The sequence below is a fragment of the Mesorhizobium sp. LSJC285A00 genome, assembly GCF_000503155.1.
Lineage (GTDB): Bacteria > Pseudomonadota > Alphaproteobacteria > Rhizobiales > Rhizobiaceae > Mesorhizobium.
In genome coordinates this window covers 36,224-53,536 of record NZ_AYVK01000041.1, presented here as the reverse complement: position 1 = coordinate 53,536, position 17,313 = coordinate 36,224, and the positions used below count along the sequence as shown (strand labels likewise).

Below are 17,313 nucleotides of genomic sequence, written 5' to 3'. Positions count from 1 at the left end.
GGGCTGATCTTGCCGCATGGCTTGCCAAATGGTCGGCACGCTATCCGCGCCTGACAGGCTGGGCCGAGGATGCCCCATCGAACAAACCCTGACCTTCTTCAGGCTGCCGAGACAGCACCACAAGCATCTCAAATCCACCAACATGCTGGAGCGGGGCTCAACGAGGAATCCGCCGGCGCACCTATGTCGTGCGCATCTTCCCCAACACCGAAAGCTGCCTGCGCCTGGTCAGGGCGTTGGCCGTCGAGACCAATGAAAACTGGATGGAGGCCAACCGCTACATCAACATGGACGACCTGCGCGAGCACAAGAAGCTCGCTCTGCGCCAAGCCGCATGACCAGCATCATGGCCGCCCCATTTTGCAGAACTTGACGCACACAACCCAGCCCGTTTGCCACTCCCGGTCAAGCCGCTATCAAATTCAACAGCTTCTGGACCATACAGATCGAGGACGGCTGGTCGCTCTTCGCGACGCATCCGGTCAATCGCGAGGATCTTCCCTTCAGGCTGGTGACTGGCCTGGTGGATTCCGACCGGTTCAGCGATGGGGGCATCAATTTCCCGGCGATCTGGACGGAGCCCGGATTCTCTGGCGTGCTCAGGAAAGGAACTCCAGTCGCGCAGTGCTTTGCGGTTCCGCGGGCCGCGCCGCAGCTCGAATACGAAGTGTTCGACGAAAAGCGACAGGCATCCTATGCGCAGACGGTCGCCGATGTCCTGTCAACGCCCGGCGTCTACCGCAAGCGGTTTCGCGCCAGGCGGGGACGCTCCGCCAGCGAGTGAGCGACGCAGCGCTTTCTCATCAAGCCACAGCCGGCCCCTTGGCGCCGACGTCAGCGCCATGGCGATGACGCTGAAGGTGGATGAGCTGAGACCATAGGCTAATGAATACGCTGCCATGGCCTCGTCGAGGTCGCCGGTTTCCTGCAGGACGACACCCAGATTGACAGCCGCTTCCGGGGCGCCGGGCTCATCTCAAGCACGCGTCGATAGGCCTGTGCAGCGCTGCCGAACTTGCGCATGTCCTGACGTACCAGCCCGAGGTCGAACCAGGCCGACGGATGCCCGCCGCCAGCGACTGCGCGTTCGAGCAGACCTTCCGCCTCGACAGCCGCTCGGCGCTGCCATGCAAGGCGCCCGAGGCGCGCCGCTGCCTCCCCGGATTTCGGATCCCGTTGCAAGACAAGTGTCCAGGACGCGCTCGCCGCAGGGGCATCGCCTGCTTGATCGAAGGTGCGTGCCCGTTCGACGAGCATTTCCGCCTGAGATGACAGTCTTGCCGCGCGGTCCAGGAACTGAAACGCCGCTTCAAACCTGCCTTCGGCCCGGGCAATCCGGCATGCCAGTATCAAGGCGGGCGCATTGTCGGGTCGAGTGGCAAGGCTTGCTTCGATGCGCGCACGAGCCTCCGGCAGATCTGCCTTGGCGAACAATACAGCCGCCAGAAGATGGCAAAGCGCCGGGTCGCCTGGGTGCTGCTTCAGGCCCAATTCGCACACATCGATCGCTTGGCGATGATTGCCGGAATTGAACGCGGCCAAAGCGCGGCGGATCAGATCGTCACTATCGTTTTGATTGGTGCGCATTATGCTTGGACGCTCACTGGCAGTCATGTCCGCAAGGGGCCGATGTCGATTCCAGTCATGTTTGGCGGGACCACTTGCCACAGAGCAGAGAGTAACCGACTTGGAGCCTCGCTTGCCACCAATCCGCCCCAACTGCTACTCCCCTTCCCTTAAGCAGACACGTGCTGGTCACGACCATTCTATGAGCGCGCTTGTGCATATTGTTTGCTCGCAAGGGATATCGATAGACGTTCGCCAAAACCCAGCAAAAGCGGTCTGATGCTGACCAACTTTTCCGGCGTAAATCTGGTCAGCGGCCCAGAAACAGCCAGCGCTCCGATCAAGCCCTCGCTGCCTGAAAAAACCGGTACGGCCATCGCAGCTGTTTCGGAATCTCCCTTCCCGAGCGATATAAACGGAATCTTCGCCATAAGAGCTGTTCGCGTCCTAGGCTTAGCGGTACTGAACCGTGCAAGCACTTGGCCAGCTGCGTGACCGTCAAGCGAAAGCACATCACCCTCTCGGATTTGATCACGGATCAAATGACGACAGTCTGCGCGAAATAGGCAAATTCCGTCATTTCCCTCCTTTCGAAAAAACGATGCGCTTTCACCCGCCTGTTCGACAAGGCTCAAAAGGAGAGGCCGAACGAATGCCTCTATCTTAAAACGACGACGGTAGAATGAGGCCAATATCATCGGCGTAGGGCCGACAGCAAAGCGCTTGTCCGCCATGCGAACAATGTAGCCACTGCGGACAAGGGATTCCGTTAACCGAAGGATCGTGCTTTTGTATAGGCCCGTTCTAGAAGATATCTCAGCCAGGCTTAAACCCTCGTCATGCTCTGTGAAGCACCCGAGGATCGAAAGCGCGCGATCGACAGCTTCAACCCCTCCCGCTCTTGTGTCAGCTTGCTCCACCGCCTGATGGTTCACGCGTTTGGTTCCTTTGAACGCCAAAGCTCAGTTGCGAAGTCGGGTCCTGATCACGTCCCCACGTGCTCAGCTTTGGAGTACCTCGCTCGCGAAAAGCAAAGTGCCATTTCATCATTCAGCATATTATCCTGTCGGTAACTGAAAATCCTACACGATCGTGGAAAAAGAGGACCTACTGCATCTTCAAATGTCGCGTCCTGTCGGACATGATGTGGGGGACACAATACTGGCGCGTCGGGTGCTCCAAGTTGTGTCGCAGCCTCCCCAGCATCCAAGTTGGCTGGTATCCTGATTTAGCAGGATGGTCGCGGAACGTGGTTTCCCCCCCGCGGATCGTGAACCGCTGGGTTGCGGCCACATCATCGGCTACCGCTACTGTTCAAACAATGCTTGCGAGCGGCACTGCGCTCATGGCAACAAGCAGGCCAATCGTCATTTGCCATCTCTGTTCCTGGATGCCTGCCATTATAGCCACAGTCGTTCAGGACGGAATCGGCGCGGCGCAAGATCGCCTTGGATAGGCAGTAACAACCCTCGGTCGTCTGAGTTTTTGCAGGCTGAAATGGCTGGCTTGAGTGTGACACGCATTGGGCCAATGGTCGACGGCGGTCGAAATAACGGGGTTGAGGTCTGATGAGCAAAATTGCCTTACTTCCTCTGGCGACATCGCGGTGGTCAAGCACGTTGGTGCCGCACTTCATGCATTGACGATCAATGTCGATATTCCGGGTATTTCCAATCCGGTTTCGCGATACTTGATCGATCTTCCCGAAATGATCCGGGAGACAGAAGCGACCAGCCGCAAGCATGGGCTCGATTTGCTGGAGGCATTGAAAGCTGAAGCGGCACGCGTCGGATCGCTCCTCACAACCGAGGAGATTGCTGTTTCAGCCAGCATCTATCGGCGATGTTGCGGCAACTCAGTCACGCTATTTCGATTTTGCTTTGATTGGGTTGGAGCCAAATAACCAGACTGCGCGCATGACCGTTAATGCGGTCCTGTTTGGTTCGGGTCGCCCAACCAAAATTCTGCCGGAAGACGCAAACGTTGGTGCGATCGATCATGTCATCATCGCTTGGGATGGTAGCCGCGTTGCGGCCCGGGCCGTTGCCGATGCGCACGCGTTTCTGCAATGTGCCTCAAAGATAACGGTACTGACAGTGACAGACGAAAAGTCGCTGCGCGATATTGGCGAACGCCTCGCCCTGAGCCTGAGAAAGCGTGGCTTTCCCGCTGAGGGGATCTCAATCGACCTCGAAGATCGCCCCATTGGCGTTACGCTTCAGGCGCGCGCTGTCAGCATGGGCGCCGATCTGCTTGTTATGGGTGCATACGGCCATTCCCGGATGAGAGATTTTGTCGTGGGTGGAGCAACCAAAAGCGTTCTTGGCGATCTGCGCCTGCCTGTCCTTTTGTCGCACTAGAAATCTGCCCGAGAGTTGTCGGCGGCGGGTTGGCTACTGCGATTGTGCCAGCGGCGCACTGTATCAGGTTCTAAACTAGCCCAAGACGAAACTGCCGGATTGCTCGTGAGTTGCCGATTGTTTTGCCTTCGATATCGAACTCGACCTGAACCGGGAGCATAGCCGTTCGCGGAACCTACGATTGATTCCTGCCCCTGCCAGAGGCCGACAATGACGGTCCGCCTTTGGTGCCCACCACGTCCGCGCCTGCAACCACTTGAGGCCGAACTCGCACAGAGCCAGAAGTCTGGGGCTGAGCGAACACTAGATGATGTTGGCAGTCTCAAACGTCAAGACGGGCATCTCGCAGAGGCACACTGCTTGCATTTGGCGAACGTCTATCGATATCAGAACGAAGTAAACTGGCACGAAGGCGCGCTCATAAAAAGCGCCGAAATTGCCTGTCGTGTGCGAATGGCTAGGCGAGGTATGGTGTGTGCCGAGTAACCATGCGGTTTGAAAACCGGGACGGATGGTCTATGCAGCGCGTCGTTCTGCAAACCACATATTTGAAGGACAAGGTGGCGTTTCGCACGCGCCTTTACGGCTTGACTGACTAGAACGAAATGAGCCGTCATTTCGTTCTAACCTATTGTTTTGGCGCATGATGTTATCCAAAAAGTCTGCAACTTTTTGGCATCATGCTGAAGGGGTGAACGAGAGCCATGCTTGATCCGATCGTGAATTTCTTCACCCGCATCTTCCAGTGGATCGGCCGCGGCATCGGCCTCGCCATCGGCGTGATCCTTTGGCCGTTCCTGTGGGCCGGGCGCTGGTACACACAGCGCGGCTGGATCCTGAAGGCGGCGGTCGGCCTCGCGCTGCTGGTTCTGATCGGTCTCTACGCCAATTTCTTCTACGCCACCCAGTGGTGGAACAAGTTCGACCCTAACTACGTCGACAAATACACCTTCGAGAACCGCAACATTTCCGCCGGCGAACAGGTCGCGGCCGGCGCTGGCACCGAAACCGCCAAGACCTGCGGCAATTCAGGTATCGCCCAGGTCGCGGCCGACCTCACCGATTTCAACGTCAACCAGAATGCCTGGATCTCGTCGATGATCCTCTACAAACTCGGCCTGTTCGGCATCGACTGGGACCACACGCCGTTCATGGACAACAAGGCCTCGTTCCAGCGGGGCATCAACCAGGCGGTGCGGCGCACCTCCACCGAGCTTGCCGACAATCTCGGCCGCGTGCGCACCACATCGCAGATCGACACCGACCTACAGGATGCGCGCGGCAATCTGCAGTTCGATGAGGGAACCTGGTATTTCGGCCTCAACCCGTTCGGACCCAAGACGCCGACGCCGAGCTATTATCGCGACGCGGTTCGCAAATTGCGCTCCTTCAATGCTCGGCTGGCCACCTGCCAGGCGACGTTCGATGCCCGAGCCGACAATCTGAAACAGTATATCGACCGCATCTCCTCCGACATCGGCTCAACCTCGGCGATCCTCAAGGAACGCGCCGAGAACCACAACAATGGCTGGTTCGACTTCCGCGCCGACGACCGCTTCTGGTTCTCCTATGGTCAGCTCTATGCCTATTACGGGCTGATGAAGGGCGCCCAGGCCGATTTCGAGGACGTGATCAAGGAAAAGCACCTGCAGAACCTGTGGGACACCATGGATGCGCAGTTCGTCTCGGCGCTGCGCATCCGGCCCTTAATCATCGCCAACGGCCGCGAGGACGGCTGGCTGCTGCCGAATCACCTAACGACAATTGGCTTCTACATGTTGCGCGTGCGCTCAAACATGATCGAGATTAGCAACGTTATTGCGCAGTAACTCGCTGCCACCGACCCAGTTTTGTGAACGGTGAAATTCGCCCAGAACCGAATTTTCAGCACGCCTCCTGGGTGGGTGTCTTGACGAGTAATGGCCTTCATCCGGGAAACTGGTTGTGCTCGCAGGCCTGACCAAGTCCGCACCATCGCTACACGGATCGACCTTGCCTTTGCGGAACAGGAGGCGGTCGTGAGGTCCGGCTAAACTGCTTGACAAAATTGGACCCGTCCCGCGGCGTGCCTTGTCGAACCAAAGCCCGTCGCCGAAATCGCTCGGCTGTTGAGAATCTAATGCAACTCCAGCTCGAATTCGACCCAGGCGTGACGACTGTTGTTGAGGGCGACGATCTTGAGGGGAATGAAACCCGCGGCGTAGTTGCCAAAGTGCCCGAAGGGTTGAACCGGCCGGATGGTCCGTATGGTCAGGGCTACGGGATCAACCGATTCAAGTTCCCCGGTGACCACGATGGGGGCGCCCCTCGTTCCTGCTCCCGAGACTGAAATGACCCGTAATCCGCCGAGTTCGTCAGAAAAGGAGTAGGCGCCCGCTTCAAAGATTCTGGGCCGTGTGCCATCCGCTCCGGCGTGGTGTCCGCTTGCTGTGAGCATGGCTTGATATTCGGGTTGACGGGTGGTGCCACATGGCGCGAAGTATGGACGACAATCGCGCGGCGCATACTGGAATGGCCCACGCGAGGCGGTCTGATGGCAGGCTCGGCGGTGTCGATCGAACCGCTACCCGATAGGTCGACGCAAAACCGCGGAGAGATTGTCACTGCCGGCGATGTGCGCGAGAGGACTTACCGATGTTCGGACTTGGCATGACCCACCTGGTGGTCATCTTTGTGGTGGCGCTCGTTGTTTTCGGACCAGAGGAGCTTCCAAAAGTAATGCGATCGGCGGGGGCAATGATGAAGACATTCAATGGGATCGCTGGTGATTTTCGAAAGCAGTTTGACGACGCCGTACGACAAGCCGAGAAGGAACTCGACCTGCAGGAAACCCGCTCGGTGCTAAAGAATTCAATGGAAAGTGTATCGCAAAGCGCTGATAAGGCCATCGAAGGGAAGGATAACGATCGCAATCCGGCTGCTGAACAGAGCGCTGACTCAAAGTTGGCGTCCACCGCATCCAACCGGTGATCTGACACCAAAAGGGCGACAGCCCGCTTGAACGAAACCATCTCAAGGAGTCAAACAGCGGCTCCACCGATACCATCCCGGTTCCGCCGAACGCAGCCTCAGTCTCCAAGCCTCGTGACCGACATTTCGGCTGCTACATACCCGGTTGCAGGTCGCAGTTCCTCCATCATTGTCGTCCAGAAGCTTTGATATTGTTGGCAATCTTGCCCTGCCGGTTTCCGCTACCCATGACCATCCAACGCCATTTGTGGGGCCTTTTGGCTCGGGACAGGGTCCTCCGGGCACTGCTGACATTGTTTGTAACGGTGTCGGCCAGTAGCGTCGGCTCCGCTCCCGCGCATCGCAACGCGCTCTGGCAGGTTGTGCAGACTTGCGCTTTTGCCGCGGCGCATCTTGGCAGCGCCTTCCCTTGCGAGGAAGTGGTCCTGCCCAAACAGGGCGCACCTGGGTCGGCTCTCATCAAGTCGCCCCGATTTCGGACCGAGTTTCTGTTGATGCCACTTGCGGCTGTTGCCGGTATTGAAAGCCCGCCGGTCCGTGAGGAGGACAGTGCCCAACTCTGGCATCGGGCATGGGAAGTTCGAAACAGGGTTTCGGCGAGCCTTGGACGATATCTGCCACGAACGGCGGTTGCCCTGGCGGTGAATTCCAGAACTGCGCGGTCCCAGGATCAGTTCCACATCCACGTCGATTGCCTTGCAGCATCGGTAGAAAAGAAACTCGCCTCGACCGGGCCGAAGACCGAAGGCCCATGGCAGCTGTTCCCCCTGGCGCTGATGGGAAAACGCTACTGGATCAAGGCGGTCGATCGGCCGGATTTGGCAGCCACCAACGTGGCCGGCATTGTTGCTGCCGGGTTGCCGCAGGCTCGGCGCGCCATGCATCGGGTAAATATCGTCGTTGTTGGGGCCGAACTGGCCCATGCCAGGCCAGGGTTTTACATTCTGGCCAACTGGGAGCACTCCGCCGCCGAGCGCCTTTTAGATCACGACTGCACTTCGCGATGAGCGCCACGAGGTATTTGGAGAGGCCAATGGCCGCACCTGATACCGTCACCCCTTGAAAGTTGGTATCGACGTTATTTTGGGGAACCAAGATTCCGGGATTACGGACCTATGATCACTTATTTCCAGGCGATCGTTTTGGGGCTTTTGCAGGGTTTCGCCGAACTCTTTCCGATTTCGAGCTTGGGACACACCGTTCTGATCCCTGCCCTGCTTGGCTGGCCCGTCGACCGATCGAGCGATGCATTTGTCGCCTTTTTGGTGCTGACGCACCTGGCGACGGCTCTCGTGTTGCTGGGCTTTTTCTGGCGCGATTGGCTAGGCATCATCGGTGGTGTTCTCCGCTCCCTCAAACAACACGAGATCCGCGCCGATGACACCTATGCCAAGCTGGGATGGCTTCTCATCGTCAGCACCATTCCGGCCGGACTCCTTGGGCTTCTGTTCGAAGAGCGACTGAAGCAGCTCTTTGCAGCCGCGACACTCGTCGCGGCTGTGCTCGTACTGAATGGCGCAATGCTCTATGTCGTCGAAGTGTTGCGTTCGCGCGGCGCGACTGAAGGTGCCCACGATGACGGGAAGCTTGCTGCCCTTTCATGGATCCAAGCCGTCATCATCGGCATCACGCAATGTTTCGCATTAATACCGGGATTTTCTCGCACCGGACTGACCATGAGCGGTGGGCTCGCCTGTGGGCTTTCTCACGAGAACGCCGTCCGCTATTCATTCCTGCTGGCCACCCCAATCATCCTGGCGGCTGCCGTGCTCAAGGTCCCCGATCTTTTCACAAATGGCGGCGCAGGATTGGGTCAGGCGGTTGTTGGCGCCTTGTGTGCTGGCGGAACCGCATTTCTTTCAATTCGCTTTCTGCTCAAATACTTTGAAACGGACACGCTCAAGCCATTCGCGTACTATTGCATCGGCGCTGGAGCCGCAGCCTTGCTCTATCTGGCGCTTTAAGCTTTCTTGGGGTCGCTCCGAAACCATGCGAACGCGAACAGCGCAAGATGTTCGCCACGGCGGTCGCGCGAATAGTGGAACAGCGCGGCGGGCGTATCGGCGCCGCCGAAGGGCCGGTCGTCGCGGACATAGACCCACAGCCTGCCGATATCGGTCTTGCCCTTGGCGAGGACCGGCACGTTGTGTCGTCGCCGTGCAATCGGTCGGCGGCGAGAACATGAGCCTCGATCCGGCGATAGAGGGGCATGAGCGCGAAAGTGGCCGCGCCAACTTGGTCGGCGAGCGTCGACAGGCTCAGTGGCACGCCCTCGCGAGCGAAACGTTCAGCCTGGTGGGTTAAGCGTTGATGCTGGCCGTACTTGTCGAACAGCAGCATGGCGAGCAAGCCAGGACCTGCCCAGCCACGCGGCACGACATGGAACGGCGCCCGCGGCTGGGTGATCGTCACAGTTCCGGCACGAGAACTTCTCGCGCACCGTCTGGATGACCTTCCACTGACGCGGGATCACCTCCAGTGTCTCGGTCACGTCGTCGCCGAGCTTCGAAAGCCGCGTCCCGCCGCAAGTCGGACACGAACATGGCGCGGGGGATGACGATGCGCTCACGTGTCAGATGCTCGGGAAACGGCTTCTTCACTGGCCGTTTGCGCTCGAAGCTCGAAGGCGGTGACACTGGTCGTCCTGGTCGCCGCCGCTTCGGCGGCAAGGTCAACTTCGCTGGCTGTGGCCTCGAGTTCCTCGAGTTGCAATTCAAGTTGGTCCAGGAGCCGGCGGCTGCGCTCGGCGCTGGGGCCATACTGCTCGCGCCTGAGCTTGGCGATCTGCAGCTTGAGGTGCCCGATCAGAGCTTCCCTGGCCGACGCCTCAGCCCTCGCGGCGGCAAGTTCGGCGCCCATCGAAACAACCAGGGCCTTAAGCGCTTCGACATCGTCCGGCAGGGGCTAAATGGCGGCTTCCATGACCGAAATGAATCAGCACACTGTCTCTCGGTGCAACCGAAAAATGCCGCTTTGGCTGAGGAAATCCGTGTCCTATCCCGCGCTCACCGGACGCCAGCTGTACTGCGGGTTGCGCCAGTCAATCCCGTCGAGCAAACACGCCAGCTGAGCGCTCGTCAGCGACACTGCACCGTCCTTCACCTGGGGCCAAATGAAGCGGCCCTTCTCGAGCCGCTTGGCATAAAGCGACATACCGATCCCGTCATGCCAGATGTCTTTACCAGCGATCCGGCGCGACCGCGGAAAACGTAGAGATCACCACCGTGGGGATCGCGCTTCAGGTGCTGCTGCACCAGCAAAGCCAGGCCCTGCATGCCCTTCCTCATATCGGTGTGACCCATCGACAGCCACACCCGCGCGCCCGGCGGGATCACCGCAGTGCCTTTACCACTGCCGTAACCAGCGTGGGCGTCGCTCCCGCGAAGATGCTCACCCGGCCGCCCTTTACCACCTCCACGACAATAGCCGGCCGGTGCTCCAGTGGATGGCCGACGTCGTCATCGACAACCACCGCCTCTGTAAGGCACGGGTCCGGGACGTGCTCGCACAGCTTGCGCGCCACGTGTAGATCAGCGGCGTCGAAACGTCATGCCGCTGCGCCACCTGCGTCACACAGGTCTCGGCGAAAACGCCTCCTCCAAAATCTGGCGCCGTTCCGCCTCGTTCCACCGCCGCCGACGTTCGGGGCCTGTGAGCAACGTGATCTGACCCATCAACTGCTCCTAAGTGCGCTCATAAGAGCACGCTTAAGACCACTCGTTCATCACCCGAACAAGGCGCGACACGCCGGATGGATACTCAAAATGCACCCCACCGGTCAAAAGCGGAAACAAGCCGATCGACGACGACAACACCCTATGCCGCCAACGTCACAAGATCGAGAACATGTTCGCCAAGCTGAAGGACTAGCGGCGCATCGCGCCCAATTTGACCGCTACGCACACACCGTCTTCTCGGCAATCTGCATCGCAGCCGCCGTCGCCTTCCGTCTTAATCAATGAGGCTGACGCTAGCTGGCCTGTTAACCAGAGCACGAGGATATCATCGACACGATCGGTTTCGTTCGATCGGCATTGCTCCAATCCTAGATTAGCCCGCGCATCGTGAGTTCAGCCTTCAGATAGGCATAATAGATCGGCGCGGCGACAAGACCCGGCATACCGAACCAGGCCTCCATGAAAACCATCGCCAGAAGAAGCTCCCAGGCACGCGCATTGATCCGCGTTCCAATGATCTTGGCGTTCACGAAGTATTCGAGCTTGTGAATGACGATGAGAAAGGCAAGCGAGCCGATCGCTGCAAGGAAGGAGATGCTGAGGCTGACGACCACGATCACGGTGTTGGAGATCAGATTGCCGATGACCGGCAGAAGGCCGGCGACGAAAGTCAGCGCTATCATCGTTCTGATGAACGGCAGATCGATTCCGAAGGACGGTAGAACAGCGACGAGATAGATCGCCGTTAGAAACGTATTCAAGGCCGAAATCCGGATTTGCGAGAACACGATGTTGCGAAAGGCCTTGCTCAGAATTTTGACACGATCCGCCAGCGCGATCGCCAGTGGGCCGGGCTCGCCCGATGGCGCCGCCGAGCTCACCGCGATCAAGCCGCCGATCACCATGCCGACGATAATGTGGACCACCAGGACGCCGACATCCCGCCCGACGAGTTGAAGCTGGCCGGCATGTTCGCGGAGCCACCGGGCCGCGAAGACTTCCAGTTCCTCGATATTCGACGGAAAATAGGCCATCGCCCAAGTCGGGAGATGGACACGCGCGGTATCGATGATCTCGGCCATCTTCTTGAGGAGCGTCACGACGTTCTCCGAACCGCCAGTCAATTGCGACACGCCGCTAAAGATAGCGGCGGCTATCAGGAGCGTGAAAATCAAGGCCACCAAGGTCAGCGCAAGGCTTTTCGTCAGGCTGTTGGAGACGCCGATTCGATGGAGCATCGGTGCGGTGAAATGAACGAGGTTGAACACGAGAAGGCCTGAAAGCAGTGCCGGAAGTAGGCCGAGCTCAAGAACGGCGACCAGCGCTATAAGCGCGAGCAGGCACGACGCGAGATAGAACCGTGAGAAAGGCAGCACTTTTCACCTGCTGAAGCAGCCAAGTCCTCTCCGGGTTTCCATTAGCTTTGATACCCGGTGATGCGCAAGCGAACACGCGCCCAATACGTGTGTGAAGCTAGCCGCCTACATTTCTTCCCGGTTTGCAGCTTGATGGTTGTCGTTCATACTTTGATCCATGCGACACGGTCCATCAGGTCGAATTGGCATGTGCGCCTTCGGAACGCTCGTTCTGCCCGACAAGGCGTGAATGAATCGTCGCGAACGGCAGTAAGAGACATGCGGCTGCCATCCTGCGCGATCATTGATTTAATGCCGAGCGAGCCGGCGTCCGCTGGGTAATTTGCTGGCCATGACCTTGTCGATGCGTCTGCCGTCAAGATCGACGACTTCAAACCGCCAGCCGTCCGCTTCGACCGTTTCGCCTGTCGCCGGCAAATGGTGCATGTGCGACAGGATAAAACCGGCAACTGTTTCATAATCGCGATTTTCTGGGAGCTCGATGGCAAGGTGATCACACATCTCGTCAACGGGCATATACCCCGCAAGCAGCCATGACCCATCCTCGCGCTGCACGGCGGCCGTTTCTTCCTCGGCTTCCAGATCGGAACGGAACACGCCTGTGATCGCCTCGAGGATGTCGGCCGGCGTCACAATGCCCTCGAAATGACCGTACTCGTCGTGGACCAGGGCCACAGGCACCTGTGCTCCTTTCAGTGTTGTCAGCACATCAAGCGCGTCCGCCTGGTCGTGCACGATCGGCGCATTCTGCAGGTGAGGCCAGAGATCGACCTTCTGCCCATTGAGCATGCCCGCCAGTACCTTGCGGGTCTGCACGACGCCGATCATTGCATCGACCGTACCTTCGGCAATCGGCAGCAGAGAATGCTCCGTCTCGATGATCGCCTTGCGCACTCTCGTTTCTTCCCAGGTAATGTCGATCCAGTCCACATCGGTCCGTGGTGTCATAACAGCGCGCACCGCCCGGTCTCCCAGACGCATGACGCCCGCGATCATCCGGCGTTCGTCTGCCTCGATGGTCCCGTGATGCTCGGCTTCGGCAACCAACATTTTGATTTCCTCATCGGTGACTTTTTCCTTGGACTCGCCTTTCTGGCCTAAGAGCCACAGCAAACCACGACCGGAGAAATCCAGTAAGAACACCAGCGGTGCGCCAATTTTCGCAACGATGGTCATCGCCGGAGCTACACGCATTGCTATGCCCTCCGGATTGCGAAGTGCAATCTGCTTGGGAACAAGTTCTCCCACGATCAGAGAGGCATAGGTGATGACTGCCACTACGATACCGACACCCAAGGCGTCTGCAATGTTGCCGGGCACGCCGCTAGCGGCCAAGAGAAATGACAGGCGCTCGCCCAGCGTAGCGCCTGAGAAGGCCCCGGAAAGCACGCCCACCAATGTAATCCCTATTTGGACAGACGATAGGAATTTTCCGGGATCGGCACCAAGCGCCAGCGCACGATTGGCACCCTTCAGGCCTCGTTCGGCCATACCTTTGAGCCTAGCCGGTCGCGCCGAGACAACGGCTAGTTCCGACATTGCAAGCAGGCCGTTGATGCAGATCAGGACGACGACGGTCGCGAGTTCAATGTAAAGCATAGCGAACGTTTAGCATCTGCGAAGCGGGAACGAAAAGGTGCATTCGACCACTATGTTGCAGCGATCCGTAGCAAGGACCGACGGCAGTGACACCAATGCGACTGCTTGAGCGGAAGGTCGGACAAGCTCGTACTACTGAACTTGGTGCGCTAAGCCTGGACGGACGGGACCGATCATAACGTTTAGGGTGAAAAGCAACCTTCCAAGGGCGGTACGCTCGATCAACGCGAGACTCGTGTTCGAAGATTCGCAAGGCAACAGGTTGGCCGAGATGCCGGTCCCGCGAACGATTTGCTGGCGTCAGCACCAGCATAGTGACCGATACGTCACACCCAGGGCGCGATCATGCCCGGCGATCGCGGTCATGCGTTGACAACCGGCGTGCCACGCTGATCGAGCTTGATTGGTTCATACGGGAACGGGCGGCGAGCGTGGGTGTATCCCCTGCTCATCGGGGGGCGACACATGAAAAATACTAGGCACGCGCTCATGGCGCTGACCGCCCTTGTCCTGGTGTTTGCCAACGGATTGGGCCTCGAAGCCCTCGCGAAGGGCCTCACCGTCGTTCCTCCCGGAAACCGGTTCGAGCAGCAGCCGCCGATTCCCGCAGCGTCAGCGAATAGGACGCGCGCCTTCAAGACAACTTACGACGCCAAGTACCACAAGATTCTGGCGTTGCTGAGTAACGATAAAAAGCTCGTGCAACAGATCAAGGATACGGCCGCTGCCTATGGTATCGATCCGATCCACGTTGTCGGCGCGCTTGTCGGCGAACATACCTACAACGTCAGCAGCGTTGATGCGGCGCAAACCTACTACGTCAAGGCCCTGGCATACGCCAACGCGGATTTCGAATTCCGCTACAAAGGCATTTCGCTGCAGTCGTTTGTCAATCGCCCGGAATTTTCCGGCTGCACCCCTGCCAAAGGGAGTTCGGCACTGTGGAGCTGCCGAACCGACGTCTGGAACACACAGTTCCTCGGAAAAACTGTCGGCAATGTCGCCTATGAGAACGTGACCTTTCAAAGGGCGTTCTTTCAACCGTTCTTCGCCGGCCAGACGTTCGGGCTTGGCCAGATCAGCCCTCTGGCGGCGCTGGAAGTGACCGACCTGGTCAATCGGGTGAGCGGCTTTGAAAAGCTCTCACCCGATCGGCCGCAGGCAATCTACCGCGACATCATGGATCCGAAGCGCAGCGTGATCTACACGACCGCCATCCTGCGGGAGGCGATCGACGCGTATGCCGAGGAGGGGTTCGATATTTCCGGGAATCCGGGCATTACAGCAACGCTCTACAATGTCGGCCAGCCGCAACGTCGCGCAGCCGAACTTCGCGAAGCTGCGGCAAAGGGATCCGGACGAAAGCTGCCGGTGGAGAATTACTACGGCTGGTTCGTAAACACCAAACTCGATGAATTGCGAGCCCTTCTTGACGGTCAAGGGTGAGCAATCAACGCTGGCCGCCGCGCGGTTAAGCGCGTTGGCAGACCATCACCCGCAGGTCAGGCGCCGCGCAGACGGAGCAGAGCCCGACATTGGTGGCGAAATTCGGAAGGCGGCATTTTCTAGAGTTGGCCTAAGTGCCATTCGAGCACCATTGAACTCAGAACGTCCCGCGAGAATGTCAACGCGACGAAACCCCCCGGCAGTCCAATATGACTATGGCAAGTTTATCCGCATCTCGACCCGCCGGTTGACCGGGTCGTAGGGATCGGCGACTCTCGGATGGCTTTTGCCCTCGCCAATTGCCCTGATGCGTGACGGTTCGATTCCGTTCGATAGGAGGAATGCCGTCACTGATTGCGCCCGTCGTTCCGAAAGTCCTTGATTGTAGATAGCCGAGCCCGAGGCGTCGGTGTGGCCTTCGACGATGAAGTTATGCGCCCTTAGACGGTTGTCTTTCAGCGCCTTGGCAAATTCGCCGAGTTTTGTTCGCGCCTCCGGCTGCAACTCAGCAGAATCGAGGCTGAAATTGATCAACATGTCGAGGCCGATTGGCACTGACGCGTCCGCTTTGCTCTTGCATTCGTCTTCAGTGCCGATGCATATTCCACGCGACGGGCCCAGATCAGTCGCATTGCCGAAAAACTTGACGATGTCTTCTGACGTTTGGACAGGGTCGGCAAACGAATTTGAAGACGCCAGCACAGTCGCCAGCACCAAGAAAGAAGTGCCTATCCGCATAGCGGCCTCCAGCATGGAAATCGACGTCACGATCGGATAATTCCCAAAATAAATCCGGAGCGCGTGCCGGGTCAACCACACTATGGTTGCGACAAGCCGAGATAAGTTACTCATTCAGCTGTTTCAGGGTGACAATCAGGCTCTTTGTGACTGCTGCCACTCCGCTGCCGGCGCGGTCAAGGATGCGAGAGACCAGCCGGCGCCACGTTTTCCTAGTGCTGCTGGGCTTTCACGGCTCGCGACCGCTTCCGTCGGAGGACGCCAGCCTCGAATTCGAGATCAGGCGCCAAGGCAGCGAGACGCTGGAGCCGCTGCAGGTCTCGACGGTGCCGCGCGCCTCGCCGGGCGACGAAGTCGACGGACCTGCGCACCCTTTCTGCCGCCGCCTTCCATGTGCCGGACAGCCAGGGCCGTAAGGCGATCCGCTCAAACAAGGTTATTCGCGCCCAGTTGCGCCATGTCGGCCGGCTGGGTGACTATCTCTCGGAAAAGCGCGATGCCTTGCCTTGCTTGCCCTGGGGCGCGCCATCGATTTCGCGTCCGCGATGACCGGGGACTGGGGCGACGAGAAGGTAGCGTCACGAATGAACGGCCTGAAGCAAGACGTGGCTTCGCTGGACGATATGAGGTCCATCTCTCCGATAAGGTGCAGTTCCTGCTCGATGCCATGGTCGGGCTGATCGGCATCTCCCAGAACGACATCTTCAAAATCCTCACCATCGTCTCGATCGTTGGCATTCCGCCGACCCTAATCGCGGGCATCTACGGCATGAACTTCAAGACCATGCCCGAATACGACTGGGCCTTCGGCTACCCCTATGGACTGGCCATGATCGCTTTCAGCGCTATCATTCCGTTGGTTGGTTCAAGTGGCGGGGTTGGTTCTAAATATCGGGATTTGTCGCCTTGGTAGGGGTGAAGCAGGAAACCAACGAATGAGGCTCGACGAGATCACGCAAGCGACCATCGCTTTTATGCGGGCGCATGAGGCATGGGGCATTCCGCTCGTGACCATGCTGGCCTTCGGCGAATCGCTGGCCTTCATCTCGCTCTTACTTCCCGCGACCGTGATCCTCGTTGGCATCGGTTTTCTGATCGGCGAAAGTGGGATCGCGTTCTGGCCGTTGTGGCTCGCCGCTATCGTCGGCGCGGCACTTGGCGATTGGCTGTCTTTCTGGGTTGGCACGCGGCTGGGAGACCGGGTTTCGCACTATTGGCCGCTGAAGCGTTACCCAGATCTGCTTCCGCGTGGCCATAGATTCTTCGAACGCTGGGGTGGGCTTGGGGTGTTTATCGGCCGCTTCTCCGGTCCGTTGCGGGCATCCGTTCCGCTGGTTGCAGGTATCTGCGAAATGCGCGTCCTGACATTCCAGATCGCCAACGTCTCCTCGGCGATCCTCTGGGCGACAGGGATACTCGCGCCCGGTGCGTTCGGCCTCAAATGGCTGCAGGCTTGGATGTAGGCGACTCACGCCGGGCGAGCAGCTTGTCGATCCGCCTTCCAAGCAGTTACCCTTGAAGGCGCGGTAAGCCGCTCGCCCCGATCAGTGCACAGTGTCGGCCTTAGCGATTGCCCCTGGC

General features: G+C 58.7%; 15 protein-coding genes and 4 pseudogenes. 11 read left to right on the top strand and 8 right to left on the bottom strand.

What is annotated here, in order from left to right; all coding sequences use genetic code 11:
- Both X726_RS1000000169735 and X726_RS0136355 read left to right on the top strand, forming a co-directional pair.
- Positions 1–338 (top strand): annotated as a pseudogene (locus tag X726_RS1000000169735) (transposase); the annotation flags it as partial.
- Between the two features lie 185 nt (positions 339–523).
- On the top strand, positions 524–784 hold the full coding sequence (locus X726_RS0136355) for a hypothetical protein (RefSeq protein WP_023689688.1): 261 nt from the start codon (positions 524–526) through the stop codon (positions 782–784).
- Positions 785–882: 98 nt separating this feature from the next.
- Here the strand turns inward: X726_RS0136355 and X726_RS06030 are convergent, their stop codons facing one another.
- Both X726_RS06030 and X726_RS0136350 read right to left on the bottom strand, forming a co-directional pair.
- Positions 883–1,587 (bottom strand): tetratricopeptide repeat protein, encoded by a 705-nt coding sequence (locus X726_RS06030; RefSeq protein ID WP_023672589.1) that lies wholly within the window; start codon positions 1,585–1,587, stop codon positions 883–885.
- 179 nt (positions 1,588–1,766) lie between these two features.
- Positions 1,767–2,501: a helix-turn-helix domain-containing protein gene (locus tag X726_RS0136350; RefSeq protein ID WP_023672588.1), complete on the bottom strand. Its 735-nt coding sequence runs from the start codon at positions 2,499–2,501 to the stop codon at positions 1,767–1,769.
- Positions 2,502–3,172: 671 nt separating this feature from the next.
- On the opposite strand from X726_RS0136350, the gene X726_RS1000000171990 reads away from it, so the two are divergent.
- From X726_RS1000000171990 to X726_RS143100, 3 genes are all read left to right on the top strand, one after another.
- Positions 3,173–3,469: a hypothetical protein gene (locus tag X726_RS1000000171990; protein WP_023672587.1), complete on the top strand. Its 297-nt coding sequence runs from the start codon at positions 3,173–3,175 to the stop codon at positions 3,467–3,469.
- A gap of 13 nt (positions 3,470–3,482) precedes the next feature.
- Positions 3,483–3,926: a universal stress protein gene (locus X726_RS1000000171985; protein WP_023672586.1), complete on the top strand. Its 444-nt coding sequence runs from the start codon at positions 3,483–3,485 to the stop codon at positions 3,924–3,926.
- A 704-nt stretch (positions 3,927–4,630) separates the two neighbouring features.
- A complete protein-coding gene (locus X726_RS143100) occupies positions 4,631–5,755 on the top strand; it encodes a DUF2333 family protein (RefSeq protein ID WP_023672585.1) in 1,125 nt (374 codons plus the stop codon).
- Between the two features lie 287 nt (positions 5,756–6,042).
- Here X726_RS143100 and X726_RS01000000167510 read toward each other — a convergent pair whose 3' ends face one another.
- Complete coding sequence (locus X726_RS01000000167510; protein ID WP_023689684.1) at positions 6,043–6,363, bottom strand: hypothetical protein; 321 nt, start codon at positions 6,361–6,363, stop codon at positions 6,043–6,045.
- 197 nt (positions 6,364–6,560) lie between these two features.
- Here X726_RS01000000167510 and tatB point away from each other — a divergent pair, with 197 nt between their 5' ends.
- From tatB to X726_RS143110, 3 genes are all read left to right on the top strand, one after another.
- Entirely contained in the window at positions 6,561–6,896 is a 336-nt protein-coding gene (gene tatB / locus X726_RS01000000167505; protein ID WP_023672582.1) for a Sec-independent protein translocase protein TatB, read from the top strand.
- A 227-nt stretch (positions 6,897–7,123) separates the two neighbouring features.
- Positions 7,124–7,903 carry a CDP-diacylglycerol diphosphatase gene (locus X726_RS143105; protein ID WP_023672581.1) on the top strand — a complete coding sequence of 260 codons (780 nt, stop codon included), beginning with the start codon at positions 7,124–7,126 and terminating at the stop codon, positions 7,901–7,903.
- Between the two features lie 108 nt (positions 7,904–8,011).
- Positions 8,012–8,860, top strand: coding sequence for an undecaprenyl-diphosphate phosphatase (locus tag X726_RS143110; RefSeq protein WP_023672580.1), 849 nt, complete (start codon positions 8,012–8,014; stop codon positions 8,858–8,860).
- A gap of 50 nt (positions 8,861–8,910) precedes the next feature.
- Here the strand turns inward: X726_RS143110 and X726_RS01000000167500 are convergent.
- The 4 genes and pseudogenes from X726_RS01000000167500 to X726_RS143120 all read right to left on the bottom strand — a co-directional run.
- Positions 8,911–9,755, bottom strand: a pseudogene (locus X726_RS01000000167500) (IS66 family transposase); the annotation flags it as partial.
- Positions 9,756–9,890: 135 nt separating this feature from the next.
- Positions 9,891–10,171: pseudogene (tnpB, locus tag X726_RS01000000167495) on the bottom strand (IS66 family insertion sequence element accessory protein TnpB).
- Positions 10,172–10,941: 770 nt separating this feature from the next.
- Positions 10,942–11,949 carry an AI-2E family transporter gene (locus tag X726_RS143115; protein ID WP_023672574.1) on the bottom strand — a complete coding sequence of 336 codons (1,008 nt, stop codon included), beginning with the start codon at positions 11,947–11,949 and terminating at the stop codon, positions 10,942–10,944.
- A gap of 288 nt (positions 11,950–12,237) precedes the next feature.
- Positions 12,238–13,548 (bottom strand): hemolysin family protein, encoded by a 1,311-nt coding sequence (locus X726_RS143120; protein WP_023672573.1) that lies wholly within the window; start codon positions 13,546–13,548, stop codon positions 12,238–12,240.
- Between the two features lie 489 nt (positions 13,549–14,037).
- On the opposite strand from X726_RS143120, the gene X726_RS143125 reads away from it, so the two are divergent.
- A complete protein-coding gene (locus tag X726_RS143125; RefSeq protein ID WP_023672572.1) occupies positions 14,038–14,994 on the top strand; it encodes a DUF1402 family protein in 957 nt (318 codons plus the stop codon).
- A gap of 213 nt (positions 14,995–15,207) precedes the next feature.
- Here X726_RS143125 and X726_RS143130 read toward each other — a convergent pair whose 3' ends face one another.
- A complete protein-coding gene (locus X726_RS143130) occupies positions 15,208–15,732 on the bottom strand; it encodes an OmpA family protein (RefSeq protein WP_031203040.1) in 525 nt (174 codons plus the stop codon).
- A gap of 581 nt (positions 15,733–16,313) precedes the next feature.
- On the opposite strand from X726_RS143130, the pseudogene X726_RS1000000168275 reads away from it, so the two are divergent.
- Together X726_RS1000000168275 and X726_RS143140 are read left to right on the top strand one after the other, a co-directional pair.
- Positions 16,314–16,620 (top strand): annotated as a pseudogene (locus X726_RS1000000168275) (CorA family divalent cation transporter); the annotation flags it as partial.
- 47 nt (positions 16,621–16,667) lie between these two features.
- A complete protein-coding gene (locus tag X726_RS143140) occupies positions 16,668–17,195 on the top strand; it encodes a DedA family protein (RefSeq protein WP_023672568.1) in 528 nt (175 codons plus the stop codon).
- Positions 17,196–17,313 lie beyond the last annotated feature (118 nt).

Coding starts and splice junctions, on each gene's coding strand:
- X726_RS143140 (WP_023672568.1), top strand. CDS start 16,668: ATGAGGCTCGACGAGATCACGCAAGCGACCATCGCTTTTATGCGGGCG.
- X726_RS143110 (WP_023672580.1), top strand. CDS start 8,012: ATGATCACTTATTTCCAGGCGATCGTTTTGGGGCTTTTGCAGGGTTTC.
- X726_RS01000000167510 (WP_023689684.1), bottom strand. CDS start 6,363: ATGCTCACAGCAAGCGGACACCACGCCGGAGCGGATGGCACACGGCCC.
- X726_RS143105 (WP_023672581.1), top strand. CDS start 7,124: ATGACCATCCAACGCCATTTGTGGGGCCTTTTGGCTCGGGACAGGGTC.
- tatB (WP_023672582.1), top strand. CDS start 6,561: ATGTTCGGACTTGGCATGACCCACCTGGTGGTCATCTTTGTGGTGGCG.
- X726_RS143130 (WP_031203040.1), bottom strand. CDS start 15,732: ATGCGGATAGGCACTTCTTTCTTGGTGCTGGCGACTGTGCTGGCGTCT.
- X726_RS143120 (WP_023672573.1), bottom strand. CDS start 13,548: ATGCTTTACATTGAACTCGCGACCGTCGTCGTCCTGATCTGCATCAAC.
- X726_RS143100 (WP_023672585.1), top strand. CDS start 4,631: ATGCTTGATCCGATCGTGAATTTCTTCACCCGCATCTTCCAGTGGATC.
- X726_RS1000000171985 (WP_023672586.1), top strand. CDS start 3,483: ATGACCGTTAATGCGGTCCTGTTTGGTTCGGGTCGCCCAACCAAAATT.
- X726_RS06030 (WP_023672589.1), bottom strand. CDS start 1,587: ATGCGCACCAATCAAAACGATAGTGACGATCTGATCCGCCGCGCTTTG.
- X726_RS143125 (WP_023672572.1), top strand. CDS start 14,038: ATGGCGCTGACCGCCCTTGTCCTGGTGTTTGCCAACGGATTGGGCCTC.